The organism is Providencia sp. PROV119 (assembly GCF_028482435.1).
GTDB lineage: Bacteria > Pseudomonadota > Gammaproteobacteria > Enterobacterales > Enterobacteriaceae > Providencia > Providencia stuartii.
Genome location: NZ_JAMPQL010000011.1, coordinates 87,392 through 102,684, shown reverse-complemented (window position 1 = coordinate 102,684; position 15,293 = coordinate 87,392). Strand labels below are relative to the sequence as shown.

Below are 15,293 nucleotides of genomic sequence, written 5' to 3'. Positions count from 1 at the left end.
TGCCGTCGATGGAGGTGCATTATAGGGATCCCTCGTTCTGAGTCAACGGTTTTTGAATAGATTTTTTCTGTTCGTTGTAAAAATAAGCAAGATGTTCCAATATTCACCAGAAAAGAACCTTATTTAACCAATAATTAAGCTTTTGTATCACCCAACCAATACAATATTAGAACAAAAATATTTTTATGCTGAGAAATTGCCTATCCTTTTTCTTTTTTTACGGATTTTATTTGCATCAACATCGATAACTTGATTGAGGTATCACTTTAGAGTGATAGAATAGAACAACATTTTAGACATGCTGACGTGTTTCTCTGGTGACCGATAGCGAGAAGAAATCTTTCGCTCACACATCAATGATAGGCTGTTTATATTTAACGCTTCCCTATTATTTAGAGAACGTTGGCATGTTAGAAACCACGTATCGCAATTAAGGCAATCTCGATGAGTAAAATTAAAACCCGTTTTGCACCTAGTCCAACAGGGTATTTACATGTTGGTGGAGCGCGTACTGCGCTTTATTCCTGGTTATTCAGCCGCCATAATCAAGGCGAATTTGTTCTGCGTATCGAAGATACGGACTTAGAACGCTCAACTCAGGAAGCTATCGATGCCATTATGGATGGTATGAACTGGTTAAATTTGAATTGGGATGAAGGCCCTTATTATCAAACGAAACGCTTTGACCGTTATAACGATGTTATTGACCAAATGCTTGAAGCAGGTACCGCTTATCGTTGCTACTGCTCAAAAGAGCGCTTAGAGGCGCTGCGTGATCAACAGATGGCATCAGGTGAAAAGCCTCGCTATGATGGCTGCTGCCGTGATCACGCCCATAACCATACGCCTGACGAGCCGCATGTTGTTCGTTTCCGTAATCCACAAGAAGGCTCGGTTATTTTTGATGATAAAATCCGTGGCCCGATTGAGTTTAGTAATCAAGAGTTAGATGACCTCATTATTCGCCGCACCGATGGCTCACCAACTTATAACTTCTGTGTGGTTATTGATGACTGGGATATGGAAATTACTCACGTTATCCGCGGTGAAGATCATATCAACAATACCCCACGCCAAATTAATATCTTAAAAGCGCTAGGAGCACCTGTTCCTGAATATGCACACGTTTCAATGATTTTAGGCGATGACGGTAAAAAACTCTCCAAGCGTCACGGTGCTGTAAGCGTTATGCAATATCGCGACGAAGGGTATTTACCAGAAGCACTACTCAACTATTTAGTTCGTTTGGGCTGGTCACATGGCGACCAAGAGATTTTTTCTCGTGAAGAAATGATTGAATACTTTAGCTTAGATGCAATTAGCAAATCAGCGAGCGCATTCAATACCGATAAGTTGCTTTGGTTAAACCACCATTATATTAATCAATTGCCACCAGAAGAAGTTGCCGTTCACCTTGCATGGCATATTGAGCAACAAAACATCAACACTGAAAATGGCCCGCAATTAGCTGAGTTAGTTAAATTGCTCGGTGAACGCTGCAAAACATTGAAAGAGATCGCTGAATCCTGCCGCTACTTCTATGAAGAGTTTGATGAGTTCGATGCAGATGCCGCGAAAAAACACTTGCGCCCTGTTGCACGTCAACCATTAGAAACGGTGAAACAAAAACTGTCAGCAATTACCGATTGGACAGCAGAAAACGTTCATCAAGCTATCGAACAAACGGCCGCTGAATTAGACGTTGGTATGGGTAAGGTCGGCATGCCATTACGTGTCGCTGTAACTGGTGCGGGTCAATCCCCTGCGTTAGATGTTACCGTTCATGCGATTGGTCAAACACGTGCTATTGCACGCATTGATAAAGCGTTGTCGTTTATCGCCGAACGTGAAGCCTCAGCCCAGTAATTGATTTAATTAAGCCCCTGTGATGGTTAGCATCATAGGGGTTCACGCCTTATCAACCTTATAAGTACTCCTCTAATCTCTATACACCCCCTTATTCATTGACGAAATGCTCTATAATTCAGCAATTAAACTTAAAACCACATTATTTGATTGACACCCTGACATTGCTTGAATATTATGCCCTCCGTCCAAAAGATTTTGTTTGGGGCTATAGCTCAGCTGGGAGAGCGCTTGCATGGCATGCAAGAGGTCAGCGGTTCGATCCCGCTTAGCTCCACCATCTAATTCCCTGTTAGGTGGTATCAAAATCATTTTGTTGGGGCTATAGCTCAGCTGGGAGAGCGCTTGCATGGCATGCAAGAGGTCAGCGGTTCGATCCCGCTTAGCTCCACCACCTTATATCCTGTCAATAGTTAGTCAGCCTATCTCTTTTTTATCCCAATATAATAGATTGGTTCGAGATGTCATCCGGTTTTACTTCAGAAAAATAGCCGCTATTGAGATATAACACTTCCTCATACTATGGCTGTTTTTGATGCACTTCTTGTAAGAAGAAGTGGTTGCGGCTAGCCATGAATATCTATCACCACCGCATCCCTATTGTGCCGTATATCCCCCATCGACGGGTATAAATGCCCCTGTAATAAAACTGCTATCATCAGAAAGTAAAAATGCGACTGTTTTTGCGATCTCTTCACGCGTTGCCATGCGCCCCATTGGGTGAGTCGATGCCATCCATTCTTGAGTTTCAGTTGGTAAATTCATTATATTTGGCGTTGCGACATAACCAGGACCGATAGCATTAATCCTCACCCCTTTTTGAGCATACTCTAGTGCCGTTGCACGAGTTAGACCTAAAACAGCATGTTTTGCCGCTGTATAAGGTGAAATACCCGCAATACCAGTCACGCCATTACATGCAGATAAGTTCACGACGGCTCCGCCTCCCGCCCTGACGATTGCAGGTAATCCGTATTTTAATCCATAAAAAGTTCCACTCACATCAGTTGCGATAACGGCATCCCAATCCGCTAGTGGATAATCCTCAATAGTAACGCCATGAGGTCCTGTGATCCCTGCATTATTAACCAAATAGTGTAACGCCCCACACTGCTGCTCAATTTGTGTAATTGCTGCTTTAAATTGCTCGTGACTTGTCACATCCATCACTAAAGGAATAACACGTTCGCCACTTTGGTCTATCTTATTGGCTGCTGTTTGTAATGATATTTCGTTGCGTCCTGTTATAAACACCGTCGCACCACATTGGTATAAATGTAGTGCAATTTCTTCACCAACTCCTGTTGATGCGCCTGTCACTAAAGCGACTTTCTCTTGTAAATTTTGCATACTTCCTCTCAACATGATTAACTAAAGTTAATTAACTACACTGTATATGATTAACTTTAGTTAATCAATAGTCGATTTTATCGGATTGATAAGGCTATACTGTGTCAATAATCACTAACATGATGAAATAACATGGCAAATCAACTCGAAGATGCACTATCACTTTTGCAATGTACCTTGGTTGCGAGGCGTTTAAGCTTTACACCTGAACAGGTCACTTGGGGGCAATATGATGTATTAGAAATACTTCGGCTCAAAGGGGATCAAACACCAGGGCAATTAAGCCAACTGTTAGGCATATCTCGGCAGAATTTATCCAAGTTTCTTCGAGCACTAAAAGCACTTGGGTTCGTGAGCCAATACCAATCTGAACAAGATAAGCGAGAATTAATCACTCACTTAACCGATGAAGGTCGGGATTTTTTACAACGTGCAGCAACAGGCCGAAAAGAAAATGCCGCTAAAGTCAGTAGTGCTTTAACAGCGAATGAACAAGCTTTGTTTATCCAGCTTTCACAGAAAGTCACTGCGGCTTTAGGCCATGACTGACCCAATACAACTAAACTCGTTTTAAAGGCTTTACAAGGCCATCTAGCCCCTCTATTTTTAAGCCTAATGCCATTTCCATCAGTTGCCCTAATCGCCCCTGTGGAAATGCCCCTTTTTTGTAAAACCATAGCAGATATTCTTCAGGAAGATCGATCAATACACGACCTTGATATTTTCCAAATGGCATCCGCGTGTTTGCCATATCAATGAGATCTTGTTTTTCCATTTTTTCCTCCTAAAAGCAAAAACGGCATTCATAATGAACGCCGTTTTACACTTTACCACGCTTTTATGTTTTACAGAATTAAGCCAACAACAGCCGCTGATAGGAAGCTAACTAATGTTGAACCAAACAGCAGTTTCAAGCCAAAACGTGCAACCGTGTTACCCTGTTTCTCATTTAAGCCTTTGATTGCCCCTGCCACAATACCGATTGAGGAGAAGTTAGCAAAAGAGACTAAAAATACCGATAAAATACCGACTGAACGTGTTGATAACGTTGCTGCAACCTCTTTTAGGTCGCCCATTGCGACGAACTCGTTAGTGACCATTTTTACCGCCATGATCCCACCGACTTGCAATGCTTCTTCAGCAGGGATACCTAATATCCAAGCAAATGGGTAGAACACGTAGCCCAGCATGGTTTGGAACTTGATATCAAAAATCGCCATACAGATACCATTTACCATGGCAATCAAAGCGATAAAACCGATTAACATGGCTGATACGATAATCGCAACTTTAAAGCCGGCAAGGATATATTCACCCAACATTTCAAAGAAGCTTTGACCTTCATGAATATTGGTCATCTGTAACTCTTCTTCGGCTTCAGGTGGGTATGGGTTGATTAAGGAAAGGATCACGAAAGTACCAAACATGTTAAGTACCAATGCTGCAACCACAAAGCGCGGTTCTAGCATGGACATATATGCACCAACTATCGACATAGAAACCGTCGACATTGCCGTTGCAGCCATGGTGTACATTCTACGTTCAGACATTTTGCCTAGCTGATCTTTATAGGCAATAAAGTTTTCAGATTGGCCTAATAGCAGTGAGCTAACCGCGTTAAAAGACTCTAGCTTGCCCATACCATTGACTTTAGATAGAACCGTACCGATCACACGGATCACAAGAGGCAGCACCTTAATATGCTGTAAGATACCGATCAGTGCGGAAATAAAGATGATTGGGCAGAGGACTTGCAAGAAGAAAAACGCTAGATTGCCTTCGATCATGCCACCAAAAACGAACTTGGTCCCTTCGGCTGCATAACCTAATAAATGGGTGAAAACACTTGCAACGCCTAGTACGAATGAAGAACCGACATTAGAATTCAAGAAGAAGTATGCTAATGCGATTTGAATAACCAGTAGTTGAAAAACATAGCGTAGTCGTATCGCCTTACGGTTACTACTGGCTAAGACTGCAAGAGCGCCAATTACAACAAGGGATAGAACAAAATGCAGGATCGAGGTCATATGCGACTCCATACAAATTTAATAAAGCGGTTTATGTATCTATTCTATGTAATAGCCGACATTTAAATGAGACGGGAATCACATTAGTATGAAAACGACCCCAGTGTATTTTGCAAAAAATATATACCGATCACATTATTACAGTAAATTCTAATTCTTAGGTGGTAGATTGATACAGATCATATCATTACCCATTTTCTGGGTAATGATACTTCAAACTCTCGTTAATTATTAGGCTTCTAATAAGCGAATTAGCTCATTTTCGTCAATGACAGGTATACCTAGCTCATTTGCTTTTGCCAGTTTTGAACCTGCCGCCTCACCTGCAATGACTAAATGCGTCTTCTTAGAGACACTGCCAGAGACTTTAGCGCCGAGTGCCACTAATTTATCTTTTGCTTCATCCCGTGTCAGTTGGCTCAAAGAGCCCGTCAATACCACGGTTTTCCCTGCAAATGGACTATCTATCGTACTCACATCTACCGCAACAGCTTCTGGCCAATGAATATTCGCCTTATCTATTAACGCTTGAATGACAGTTTGATTATGCTCCTCGCGGAAAAAGTTAACGACATGCTTAGCCACCACATGACCAACATCTTGTACCGTTTTGAGTGACTCCTCATCTGCCGCCATTAGGGCTTCAAGGGTGCCATAATGCGCCGCTAAATTTGCCGCGGTAGCCTCACCGACCTCACGAATGCCTAACGCATAAATAAAACGAGCGAGAGTCGTTGATTTCGATTTATTTAGGGCTTCCACTAAATTTTGTGCCGACTTTGGCCCCATGCGATCTAAACCCGTCAATATCCCTGCACTTAATTGGTACAGATCAGCCGGATTTTTCACATATTCTTTTTCAACTAATTGGTCGATGATCTTATCGCCCATGCCATCCACATCCATCGCACGGCGTGAGACAAAATGTTTCAGTGCTTCTTTACGTTGTGCACCACAAATCAACCCACCAGTACAACGCGCAACGGCCTCACCTTCGACACGTTCCACATCAGAGCCACAGACTGGGCAGTGAGTTGGGAAAACAATTTCTCGGCTATCGGCTGGGCGTTCAGACTCAACAACACTCACAATTTGAGGTATCACATCGCCCGCACGACGGATCACAACAGTATCACCGATATGAACCCCTAAGCGCTCAATTTCATCAGCGTTGTGTAGCGTCGCATTACTGACTGTCACGCCGGCAACTTGAACTGGTTCCAAACGTGCAACAGGCGTAATTGCTCCGGTACGTCCAACTTGGAATTCAACATCTTTTAGCAATGTCATCTGCTCTTGAGCCGGGAACTTAAACGCCGTTGCCCAACGAGGTGCCCGAGACACAAAGCCTAACTCTTCTTGGGTTGCAATGTCGTTAATTTTAATGACGACCCCATCAATATCAAAGCCTAATGTTGGGCGAGCTTTTTCTATCTCATGATAAAAGTCCAATACCGCCTGAGCGCCTGTCCGTAATTGCACATACTCACTTACAGGTAACCCCCACTTCTTAAATTGCATCAGTCGCTCATAATGAGTATCTGGCAGTGTTTCGCCTTCCACCAGCCCCACGCCATAGCAGTAGAACGTTAAAGGCCTTTTCGCTGTAATACGTGGGTCTAATTGGCGTAATGACCCCGCTGCCGCGTTACGAGGGTTAGCGAAAACTTTTCCACCTGTACGGCGCGCTTCCTCATTCAATGCTTCAAAGCCTTTTTGTGGCATAAATACTTCACCACGAATTTCTACCCTAGCAGGAATATTTTCACCCGTTAAACGAAGTGGAATAGCACGAATTGTACGAACATTAGAGGTAATATTTTCCCCCACAGTTCCATCACCGCGAGTAGCGGCTTGGACGAGTTCGCCATTCTCATACAGTAAGCTCACCGCAAGGCCATCTAATTTTAATTCACAACAGAAGGTTTGTTCTTGCTGATCTTTTAATCGGTCTCTCACGCGTTTGTCGAAAGCAAGATAGCTTTCTTCATCAAATACGTTATCAAGCGATAACATCGGTATTTCATGACGTACGGTGTCAAACGCCGCTAATGGAGCCGCACCCACTCGCTGAGTCGGTGAGTCACTGGTGATCCATTCAGGATGTTCCGCTTCGATAGCCTTCAGCTCTTCCATGAGTTTGTCATATTCTGCATCTGGGATTTCAGGTGCATCTAATACATGATATTGATATTCATGATGACGTAATTGTTGTTTGAGTGTATCGAGATGTTGTTTTGTAGTCATGTTTCACCAGTAAAGATAAAAAACCCCCAGTTAAGGGGGTTTCGTTGATTCTGATATTTAATTCAGTGTGTTGCGGATCCGAGCATGGTACACCTCAATTTTCTGAGGTGTGAGCATTTTACGCTCATCATCAAGGACTACGCCCCCCACATCGGAAGCAATACGCTGTGCAGCTTGCAACATCAATTTGAAATTTTGCCCTGCTTCACCATACGATGGCACCATCATAAACATAGAGATACCCGGAGTGGTGAACTCTGACATCGTTTCTGGATCAAAAGACCCCGGTTTCACCATATTAGCAAGACTAAATAAAACCGGCCCTGTTCCCGATGGATGCACATGTCGATGGAAAATACGCATTTCACCGAACTGGAAGCCCGCTTGAAGAATGCTTTGCAACAGCGCTTCACCTTGTAGAACTTGCCCCTGAAGTGCAGCTACATGAAGAACCAGAACCGTCTCCTTGTTGTTCTCTGAAGATTGGTTTTGCGGTTGTTCAGTTTTCTTCTCAGTGTGCGCCTGTTCCTGTTCATGGTGTGTCGGCTGTGGCCCCTCTTGCTCTTCGTGAATGTCAAAATCAAATTCTGGTTGTTCAGGCGCATGCTGAGTGCGCCCATTCGCTGTAGAGACTGGTGTCGCTATTGGTTGAACCGTTGGTTCCACCTTCATCGCGGGTTGTTCATTTACAGCATTAACGCGCGAGTCAATATCAGATTCAACAGGCTCTGAACGCTCAGGCGTAATATTTAATACAGGCTCGGTATCACGAGTAGAAGATGTAATGGGTGGCAAATCAGGTTCGGCACGACGTTCTTCTTGAACCTGACGAGCAGGCTCAGAAACTACCGGTGAAGAGACGGGAGGCTCTACCTTTTGAGTTTCACTGAATAATGCAGAATCATCATCATAATCCGATGATTTATCCTGACTGTCATGTTTTCGGCGTTTTACGGGACGATCACGGAATAACTTAGAGCGCTCTTTACGGCTGGTCCATAAACCATGCAGTAATAACGCAATTATGGCTATCGCACCTACGACCACTAATATCAGACGCAAATCCTGCATCGCTGCTATCTCTAATTGTTGAATGATAATGCCACCACGGCAAAAAATAAGCCAAAATACTTTAAGTTGCAAGCCAAGGCGCACTCCCGCTCCCCTCGCCCCGCATTGCGGTATGATTTTGGGGATTTCAGCGGTAAAACGCCGTCAACCGAAAAACAACTTAAAAAATGACGGATATATCTTAAGATTATTTGTCAAACGTGCTAAGTGCAACCCCCTAAACGATTTTCTGATAAGAAAGAGACAATTCTGCTTTCGTTTGCTGCTTTTTTAAGCAAATACTGACTAGCCAGCCTAAAAACCTATCTATATGATACATAGTCAACCGCAAAGGAGAGAATAAGAAGTATGATACAATCGACAGATTCGCAACAAAAAAGCCATTCAGGTTTTTATTACTTCGTTCAAGGATGGCGTCTTGTTACACGTCCAGGTATTAAACGTTTTGTTATTCTACCACTTTTAGCCAATATCATCTTACTTGGTGGTGCATTTTGGTGGTTATATACCAAACTTGGTGGTTGGATTGACCAAGTCATGAGCTATATTCCTAGTTGGTTACAATGGCTTGATTATCTTATTTGGCCTATTTCCGTTATTTCGATTTTACTTATATTTACTTACTTTTTCAGTACGGTTGCCAACATTATCGCCGCACCGTTTAATGGTTGGTTATCCGAAAAGCTCGAATCAGAATTAACCGGTGTGCCCGCCCCTGATGGCGGTATTGTTGATATCGCAAAAGATGTTCCACGCATGGTTAAGCGTGAGTTTGTTAGGATCGGTTATTACCTTCCGCGCGCTATTGGCTTATTAATTTTGTTTTTTATCCCTGGTATTGGGCAAACTGTTGCTCCCATTCTTTGGTTCCTATTCGGTGCGTGGATGATGTCAATTCAGTATTGCGATTATCCATTTGATAATCACCGCGTTAGCTTTAGTGAAATGAAAAATGCTTTAGCCAAAGACCGCATGAATAATATTCAATTTGGTGGAGCAGTTAGTGTGTTAATGATGATACCTATCCTTAACTTGATTATTATGCCTGTTGCCGTTTGTGGCGCGACCTTAATGTGGGTTGACCAATACCGCGCTCGTCATGCACGCTATTAATTATTCACTGATTTGATCAAGAGTGCGGGGGGAATTTACACCTCGCACTTTTTCATCTTCAACCTCCCTCAGACCACAGACACAGCGCAACATATTTTATGATAGGTGCTTGTGTCACAACCTTTTACTTATAATTTTTCCATATAAGATAGCAATTCGTTATAAGCTTATACTTAATTTATATTTGCAATAATAGCGAGTTCACGTATGTTTGGAGTCAATCTTATCTATCATTCTCAGTTCTAAATAGGCAACTGCCTGATTATAAGGATATCCCATGAGTAAAATTTATGATGATAATTCGCTAACCATTGGCCATACCCCATTAGTACGTTTAAAGCATTTCGGCAATGGCAATATCTTAGCGAAAGTTGAATCACGCAACCCAAGTTTCAGCGTTAAATGCCGTATTGGTGCGAATATGATTTGGGATGCTGAGAAAAAAGGACTTCTGACCAAAGAAAAAGAGCTGGTTGAACCTACTAGTGGTAATACAGGGATTGCTTTGGCGTATGTCGCCGCGGCTAGAGGCTACAAATTAACATTGACCATGCCTGAAACGATGAGCGTCGAACGCCGTAAACTGCTTAAAGCATTAGGGGCGAATCTTGTATTGACTGAAGGCGCTAAAGGGATGAAAGGCGCCATTGAGAAAGCCGAAGAAATCGTCAACAGCAATCCGCATAAGTATATTTTGCTGCAACAATTTAATAATCCAGCTAACCCTGAAATTCATGAAAAAACGACAGGACCTGAGATTTGGAGTGATACTGACGGTAAGGTTGATGTTGTTATCGCGGGTGTGGGAACTGGGGGTACTATCACCGGTATCGGTCGTTATTTGAAAAAAACCAAGGGCAAAAATGTCACTCTGGTTGCGGTAGAGCCTGAAACGTCCCCTGTTATTAGCCAAACGCTAGCAGGAGATGAAGTCAAGCCAGGCCCACATAAAATTCAAGGGATCGGGGCTGGTTTCATTCCTGGCAACCTAGATATCACGCTTATTGATAGAGTATTTAAAATCAGTGATGATGAAGCCATTCAAACTGCCCGCCAATTAATGGAAAAAGAAGGGATCCTAGCAGGGATTTCATCAGGTGCTGCTCTTGCAGCCGCAGTAAAACTCGCAGCTGAACCTGAATTTAAAGATAAAAACATTGTTGTTATCTTACCTTCATCAGGCGAGCGCTATTTATCAACGGTTCTATTTTCCGATCTATCCGCCGAGTAATTTTAAAAACCGTTAATTAATCGTTAAAAAAGCACCTATTTGGTGCTTTTTTTGTGGAATGGATCAAACTTTAGCACGTATTGAGATGATTTCTGACCTAGGGTTTAGTATTAAACATAGTAATTATTTTGAGCCACGAAATTAATCAACTTTAAGTCAAAGATTTGTTCAATTACTCATATTCTTTGCGATTTAAATTGACATTATTTAGGCCAATAAACTGAAAAAGTGTTGATACGCAACAAAGTAGGAAACCTTTTTAACAGTTAATAATCTAACAATACGCAAACCTAAGTTTATTCAACTACACTAGCTTAGGTCATTATAAAAAACTAAAGTTATTGAGGAAATAATATGTTCCAGCAAGAAGTCACTATTACAGCACCTAACGGCTTACATACTCGCCCTGCCGCTCAATTTGTGAAAGAAGCCAAAGCATTCTCTTCTGATATTACTTTGACTTCTGGTGGCAAATCAGCAAGCGCAAAAAGCCTATTTAAGTTACAAACTCTAGGCTTAACTCAAGGTACTGTTGTGACAATTTCTGCCGAAGGCGAAGATGAAAAACAAGCAGTTGAGCATTTAGTTAAACTGATGGGTGAGTTGGAATAACCGCACAAGCAAGAGAGCCTGTGTCACCGCATTAATCTTCATCCCTGAATGGCATCATTCAGGGATATCAGTTTACACACAGATAAGCTTACTGTTGTCTTTTCAACATCAGAACACCTACCCGCAGTAGTAAGGTAATATTATGATTTCAGGAATTTTAGTATCCCCAGGTTTTGCTTTTGGTCAGGCTTTAATCCTCAAAGAAGATCCTATCACTGTCAGCACAAAAAAAATTACTGACGACCAGATAGAAACCGAGATCCAACACTTTATTGAAGGACGTAACAAATCAGCCGAACAGCTCAGCTTCATTAAAGAGCGAGCCGAAAAAAATCTTGGTGCAGAAAAAGCTGAGATCTTTGAAGGCCATATTATGCTGCTGGAAGATGAAGAGCTTGAACAAGAAATTGTCTCTCTAATCAAAAGTGATAAAAAAACAGCTGATGCCGCGGTTTACTCCGTTATTGAGGATCAAGCCCAAGCGCTCGAAGCACTTGATGATGAATATTTGAAAGAGCGTGCTGCCGACGTACGCGATATTGGTAAACGCCTATTAAAAAATATCCTCGGTATGCCTATCGTCGATTTGAGTGCCATCGACAAAGAGGTTATTTTGGTTGCAGCTGACCTAACACCGTCAGAGACGGCACAATTAAACCTTGATAAAGTATTAGGTTTCATCACCGATTTAGGTGGTCGTACATCACATACCTCAATCATGGCTCGTTCACTGGAGTTGCCTGCCATTGTCGGCACCTCAGATGCCACCGCGAAAATCAAAAATGGTGACTACCTCATTCTAGATGGTGTCAACAACCACATCTATCTGAACCCGTCAGATCAAGAAATTGATAAGCTGAAAAAATTCAATGAAGAATATCAGCAAGAAAAAAATGAACTGGCAAAATTAAAAGATTTACCTGCAATCACACTGGATGGTCATCAAGTCGAAGTGTGTGCAAACATCGGTACTGTACGCGATGTCGCGGGTGCTGAGCGTAACGGTGCTGAAGGGGTTGGTTTATATCGCACTGAGTTCCTGTTTATGGATAGAGACTCACTGCCAACTGAAGAAGAACAGTTCCAAGCATACAAAGCTGTTGCCGAAGCAATGGGAAGCCAAGCTGTTATTGTGCGTACCATGGATATCGGCGGTGATAAAGACCTGCCATACATGAATTTGCCAAAAGAAGAGAACCCATTCTTAGGCTGGCGGGCAATTCGTATTTGCCTTGATCGCAAAGAAATTCTACATTCTCAGTTAAGAGCTATTTTAAGAGCCTCAAGTTTTGGTAAACTGCGTATTATGTTCCCGATGATTATTTCCGTTGAGGAAGTTCGCGAACTAAAAGCAGAACTTGAGATGCTAAAAGGTCAATTACGTGAAGAAGGCAAAGCCTTTGATGAATCAATCGAAGTTGGTGTCATGGTGGAAACCCCTGCCGCAGCGGTTATTGCTCATCATTTAGCAAAAGAAGTTGACTTTTTCAGTATTGGGACGAACGATCTCACTCAATATACTCTAGCTGTTGACCGTGGTAATGAGCTGATTTCTCACCTCTACAATCCAATGTCGCCTGCTGTATTGAACTTGATTAAGCAAGTCATTGATGCATCACATGCAGAAGGCAAATGGACAGGAATGTGTGGTGAATTAGCAGGTGATGAACGTGCAACCTTGTTGCTGCTTGGTATGGGGTTAGATGAATTTAGTATGAGTGCAATTTCAATTCCTCGTATTAAAAAATTAATTCGTAATGCAAACTTTGCAGATACTAAAGCACTGGCTGAGCAAGCCCTTGCCCAACCAACCGCAGACGAATTGATGAAACTTGTTGATACCTTTATCCAAGAAAAAACGTTATGCTAGGAGCAGCACATTAGTTCGGTCCCATATAAAAACGATTAGGAGAAGGTCCATGGGTCTGTTTGACAAACTGAAATCACTGGTTTCGGATGATAAAAATAGCAGTGGCAGTATTGAAATTATCGCACCTCTATCGGGTGAAATTGTCAATATTGAAGATGTTCCCGATGTTGTTTTCGCTGAAAAAATTGTTGGTGATGGTATCGCCATCAAACCAGCAGGGAACAAAATTGTCGCTCCTGTAGATGGGACTATTGGTAAGATATTTGAAACCAATCATGCGTTTTCTATTGAATCTGATGATGGTATTGAACTATTTGTTCACTTCGGTATTGATACAGTCGAACTGAAAGGTGAAGGCTTTAAACGTATCGCTGAAGAAGGGCAATCCGTTAAAAAAGGTGATTTGGTTATCGAGTTTGACCTTGCATTGCTGGAAGAAAAAGCAAAATCAGTTCTAACGCCGGTTGTGATTTCTAATATGGATGAAATTAAAGAGCTGACTAAGCTTAGCGGTAGCGTTACCGTGGGTGAAACAGTTATTATGCGCGTTAAAAAATAACGGCAATCCCTTTTAAGCTTTTCAAATAAAACCACCAGATAGCGTTGTATGACCTCTGGTGGTTTTTTTATGGCAGGATAAAATCCATCGCCATCATATCTGTTGCAATCAACGACTCACCTATATTCGAGCACATTGATGCTTTTGTCAGTGTCTAGATGGCGATGCTAATTAATCGTCAAACACGCCCGTAGAAAGATAGCGATCGCCTCGGTCACAAATAATGGCAACGATCACCGCTCCCGGATTCATTTTAGCCACTCTCAAAGCGCCCGCAACCGCGCCTCCTGAACTAACACCACAAAAGATACCTTCTTGTTTAGCGAGGGCTCTCATCGTCTCCTCAGCCTCTTCCTGATTAATATCTAAAACGGTATCAACGAATTCTTGATTGAAGATCCCCGGAAGATAGCCTGGCGACCAACGGCGGATCCCCGGAATTTGGCTTTTTTCCGCTGGTTGTAAGCCCACAATCTGAATATGTGATGATTGTGATTTTAAATAACGACTGACTCCCGTGATAGTTCCTGTCGTTCCCATACTTGAAACAAAGTGAGTCATGCGCCCATCGGTTTGCTGCCATATCTCAGGGCCTGTGGTCTTGAAATGGGCTAATGGATTATCGGGGTTATTAAATTGGTCAAGGACCTTCCCTTCCCCCTTCGCTTCCATTTCTTGAGCTAAATCGCGAGCGCCCTCCATGCCAACTGAAGTACTGACTAAAATGAGTTCAGCACCATAAGCCTTCATTGAGGCTTGGCGCTCTTTACTCATATTTTCGGGCATCAATAGTTTGAGTTTATAACCTTTGACTGCGGCGATCATTGCCAAAGCAATCCCGGTATTGCCACTCGTCGCTTCAATCAATGTATCACCAGGTTTTATTTCACCACGTTTTTCCGCTTCTGTGATCATTGAATACGCAGCTCTATCTTTGACGGAGCCAGCCGGATTATTACCTTCTAGTTTGACCCAAATTTCAGCGTCCATCCCCTGTGTCAAACGCTGAAGTTTAACTAGCGGCGTATTACCTATAAATTGTTCCAGAGTTGCCACTGTCTATTCCTTATTCTATTTATCTATAATCACCATTTCGAATGATATAGATAGTATCCTAACACCTACAAATTAGCAGCATGAAAAAAATTCACTTATATATCAGTAATTAATAATTCTGGTCGATGTTATTACTAATATCGATATATGATATGTTTACAGGGAATTTGACTGAAAATAGTCTCAAAAAAATGCCATTGGTCAGCTCAAAAATGGTCAGGCAGGCATAAATTGCGTTTTAATATCGAGGGATATTGCGTTGATGAAATAACAACATCAACGCAATAT

General features: G+C 42.3%; 13 protein-coding genes and 2 tRNA genes. 9 read left to right on the top strand and 6 right to left on the bottom strand.

Going from position 1 to position 15,293, the window contains the following annotated elements:
- Positions 1-444: 444 nt before the first annotated feature.
- The 3 genes from gltX (at position 445) to PSF11_RS11300 (ending at position 2,260) form a co-directional block, all read left to right on the top strand.
- On the top strand, positions 445-1,866 hold the full coding sequence (gene gltX / locus PSF11_RS11310; protein WP_004921297.1) for a glutamate--tRNA ligase: 1,422 nt from the start codon (positions 445-447) through the stop codon (positions 1,864-1,866).
- Between the two features lie 204 nt (positions 1,867-2,070).
- Positions 2,071-2,146, top strand: a tRNA-Ala gene (locus PSF11_RS11305).
- A gap of 38 nt (positions 2,147-2,184) precedes the next feature.
- Positions 2,185-2,260 (top strand) — tRNA-Ala (locus PSF11_RS11300).
- Positions 2,261-2,463: 203 nt separating this feature from the next.
- Here PSF11_RS11300 and PSF11_RS11295 read toward each other — a convergent pair.
- On the bottom strand, positions 2,464-3,216 hold the full coding sequence (locus tag PSF11_RS11295; RefSeq protein WP_014656307.1) for an SDR family NAD(P)-dependent oxidoreductase: 753 nt from the start codon (positions 3,214-3,216) through the stop codon (positions 2,464-2,466).
- Positions 3,217-3,348: 132 nt separating this feature from the next.
- Here PSF11_RS11295 and PSF11_RS11290 point away from each other — a divergent pair, with 132 nt between their 5' ends.
- Complete coding sequence (locus PSF11_RS11290) at positions 3,349-3,765, top strand: MarR family winged helix-turn-helix transcriptional regulator (RefSeq protein ID WP_004921302.1); 417 nt, start codon at positions 3,349-3,351, stop codon at positions 3,763-3,765.
- Positions 3,766-3,775: 10 nt separating this feature from the next.
- Here PSF11_RS11290 and PSF11_RS11285 read toward each other — a convergent pair whose 3' ends face one another.
- The 4 genes from PSF11_RS11285 to zipA form a co-directional block, all read right to left on the bottom strand.
- The gene (locus PSF11_RS11285; RefSeq protein WP_004921304.1) at positions 3,776-3,991 is read right to left on the bottom strand and encodes a DUF3820 family protein; all 216 of its coding nucleotides are present in this window, start codon (positions 3,989-3,991) and stop codon (positions 3,776-3,778) included.
- A gap of 70 nt (positions 3,992-4,061) precedes the next feature.
- Positions 4,062-5,246 (bottom strand): NupC/NupG family nucleoside CNT transporter, encoded by a 1,185-nt coding sequence (locus tag PSF11_RS11280; protein ID WP_014656308.1) that lies wholly within the window; start codon positions 5,244-5,246, stop codon positions 4,062-4,064.
- A gap of 231 nt (positions 5,247-5,477) precedes the next feature.
- Positions 5,478-7,493, bottom strand: coding sequence for an NAD-dependent DNA ligase LigA (ligA, locus tag PSF11_RS11275; protein ID WP_004921309.1), 2,016 nt, complete (start codon positions 7,491-7,493; stop codon positions 5,478-5,480).
- A gap of 57 nt (positions 7,494-7,550) precedes the next feature.
- Positions 7,551-8,564, bottom strand: a complete 1,014-nt coding sequence (gene zipA / locus PSF11_RS11270; protein ID WP_151207855.1) for a cell division protein ZipA — start codon at positions 8,562-8,564, stop codon at positions 7,551-7,553.
- A 348-nt stretch (positions 8,565-8,912) separates the two neighbouring features.
- Here zipA and cysZ point away from each other — a divergent pair, with 348 nt between their 5' ends.
- The 5 genes from cysZ (at position 8,913) to crr (ending at position 13,949) form a co-directional block, all read left to right on the top strand.
- The gene (gene cysZ / locus PSF11_RS11265) at positions 8,913-9,677 is read left to right on the top strand and encodes a sulfate transporter CysZ (RefSeq protein WP_004921313.1); all 765 of its coding nucleotides are present in this window, start codon (positions 8,913-8,915) and stop codon (positions 9,675-9,677) included.
- 277 nt (positions 9,678-9,954) lie between these two features.
- Positions 9,955-10,908, top strand: a complete 954-nt coding sequence (gene cysK / locus PSF11_RS11260; protein WP_004921315.1) for a cysteine synthase A — start codon at positions 9,955-9,957, stop codon at positions 10,906-10,908.
- A 354-nt stretch (positions 10,909-11,262) separates the two neighbouring features.
- Positions 11,263-11,520, top strand: a complete 258-nt coding sequence (ptsH, locus tag PSF11_RS11255; protein WP_004921318.1) for a phosphocarrier protein Hpr — start codon at positions 11,263-11,265, stop codon at positions 11,518-11,520.
- A 142-nt stretch (positions 11,521-11,662) separates the two neighbouring features.
- Positions 11,663-13,390 carry a phosphoenolpyruvate-protein phosphotransferase PtsI gene (ptsI, locus tag PSF11_RS11250; RefSeq protein ID WP_004921320.1) on the top strand — a complete coding sequence of 576 codons (1,728 nt, stop codon included), beginning with the start codon at positions 11,663-11,665 and terminating at the stop codon, positions 13,388-13,390.
- A gap of 49 nt (positions 13,391-13,439) precedes the next feature.
- Positions 13,440-13,949: a PTS glucose transporter subunit IIA gene (crr, locus tag PSF11_RS11245; RefSeq protein WP_004921322.1), complete on the top strand. Its 510-nt coding sequence runs from the start codon at positions 13,440-13,442 to the stop codon at positions 13,947-13,949.
- A gap of 171 nt (positions 13,950-14,120) precedes the next feature.
- Here the strand turns inward: crr and cysM are convergent, their stop codons facing one another.
- Entirely contained in the window at positions 14,121-15,005 is an 885-nt protein-coding gene (gene cysM / locus PSF11_RS11240) for a cysteine synthase CysM (RefSeq protein ID WP_004921324.1), read from the bottom strand.
- Positions 15,006-15,293: the final 288 nt, after the last annotated feature.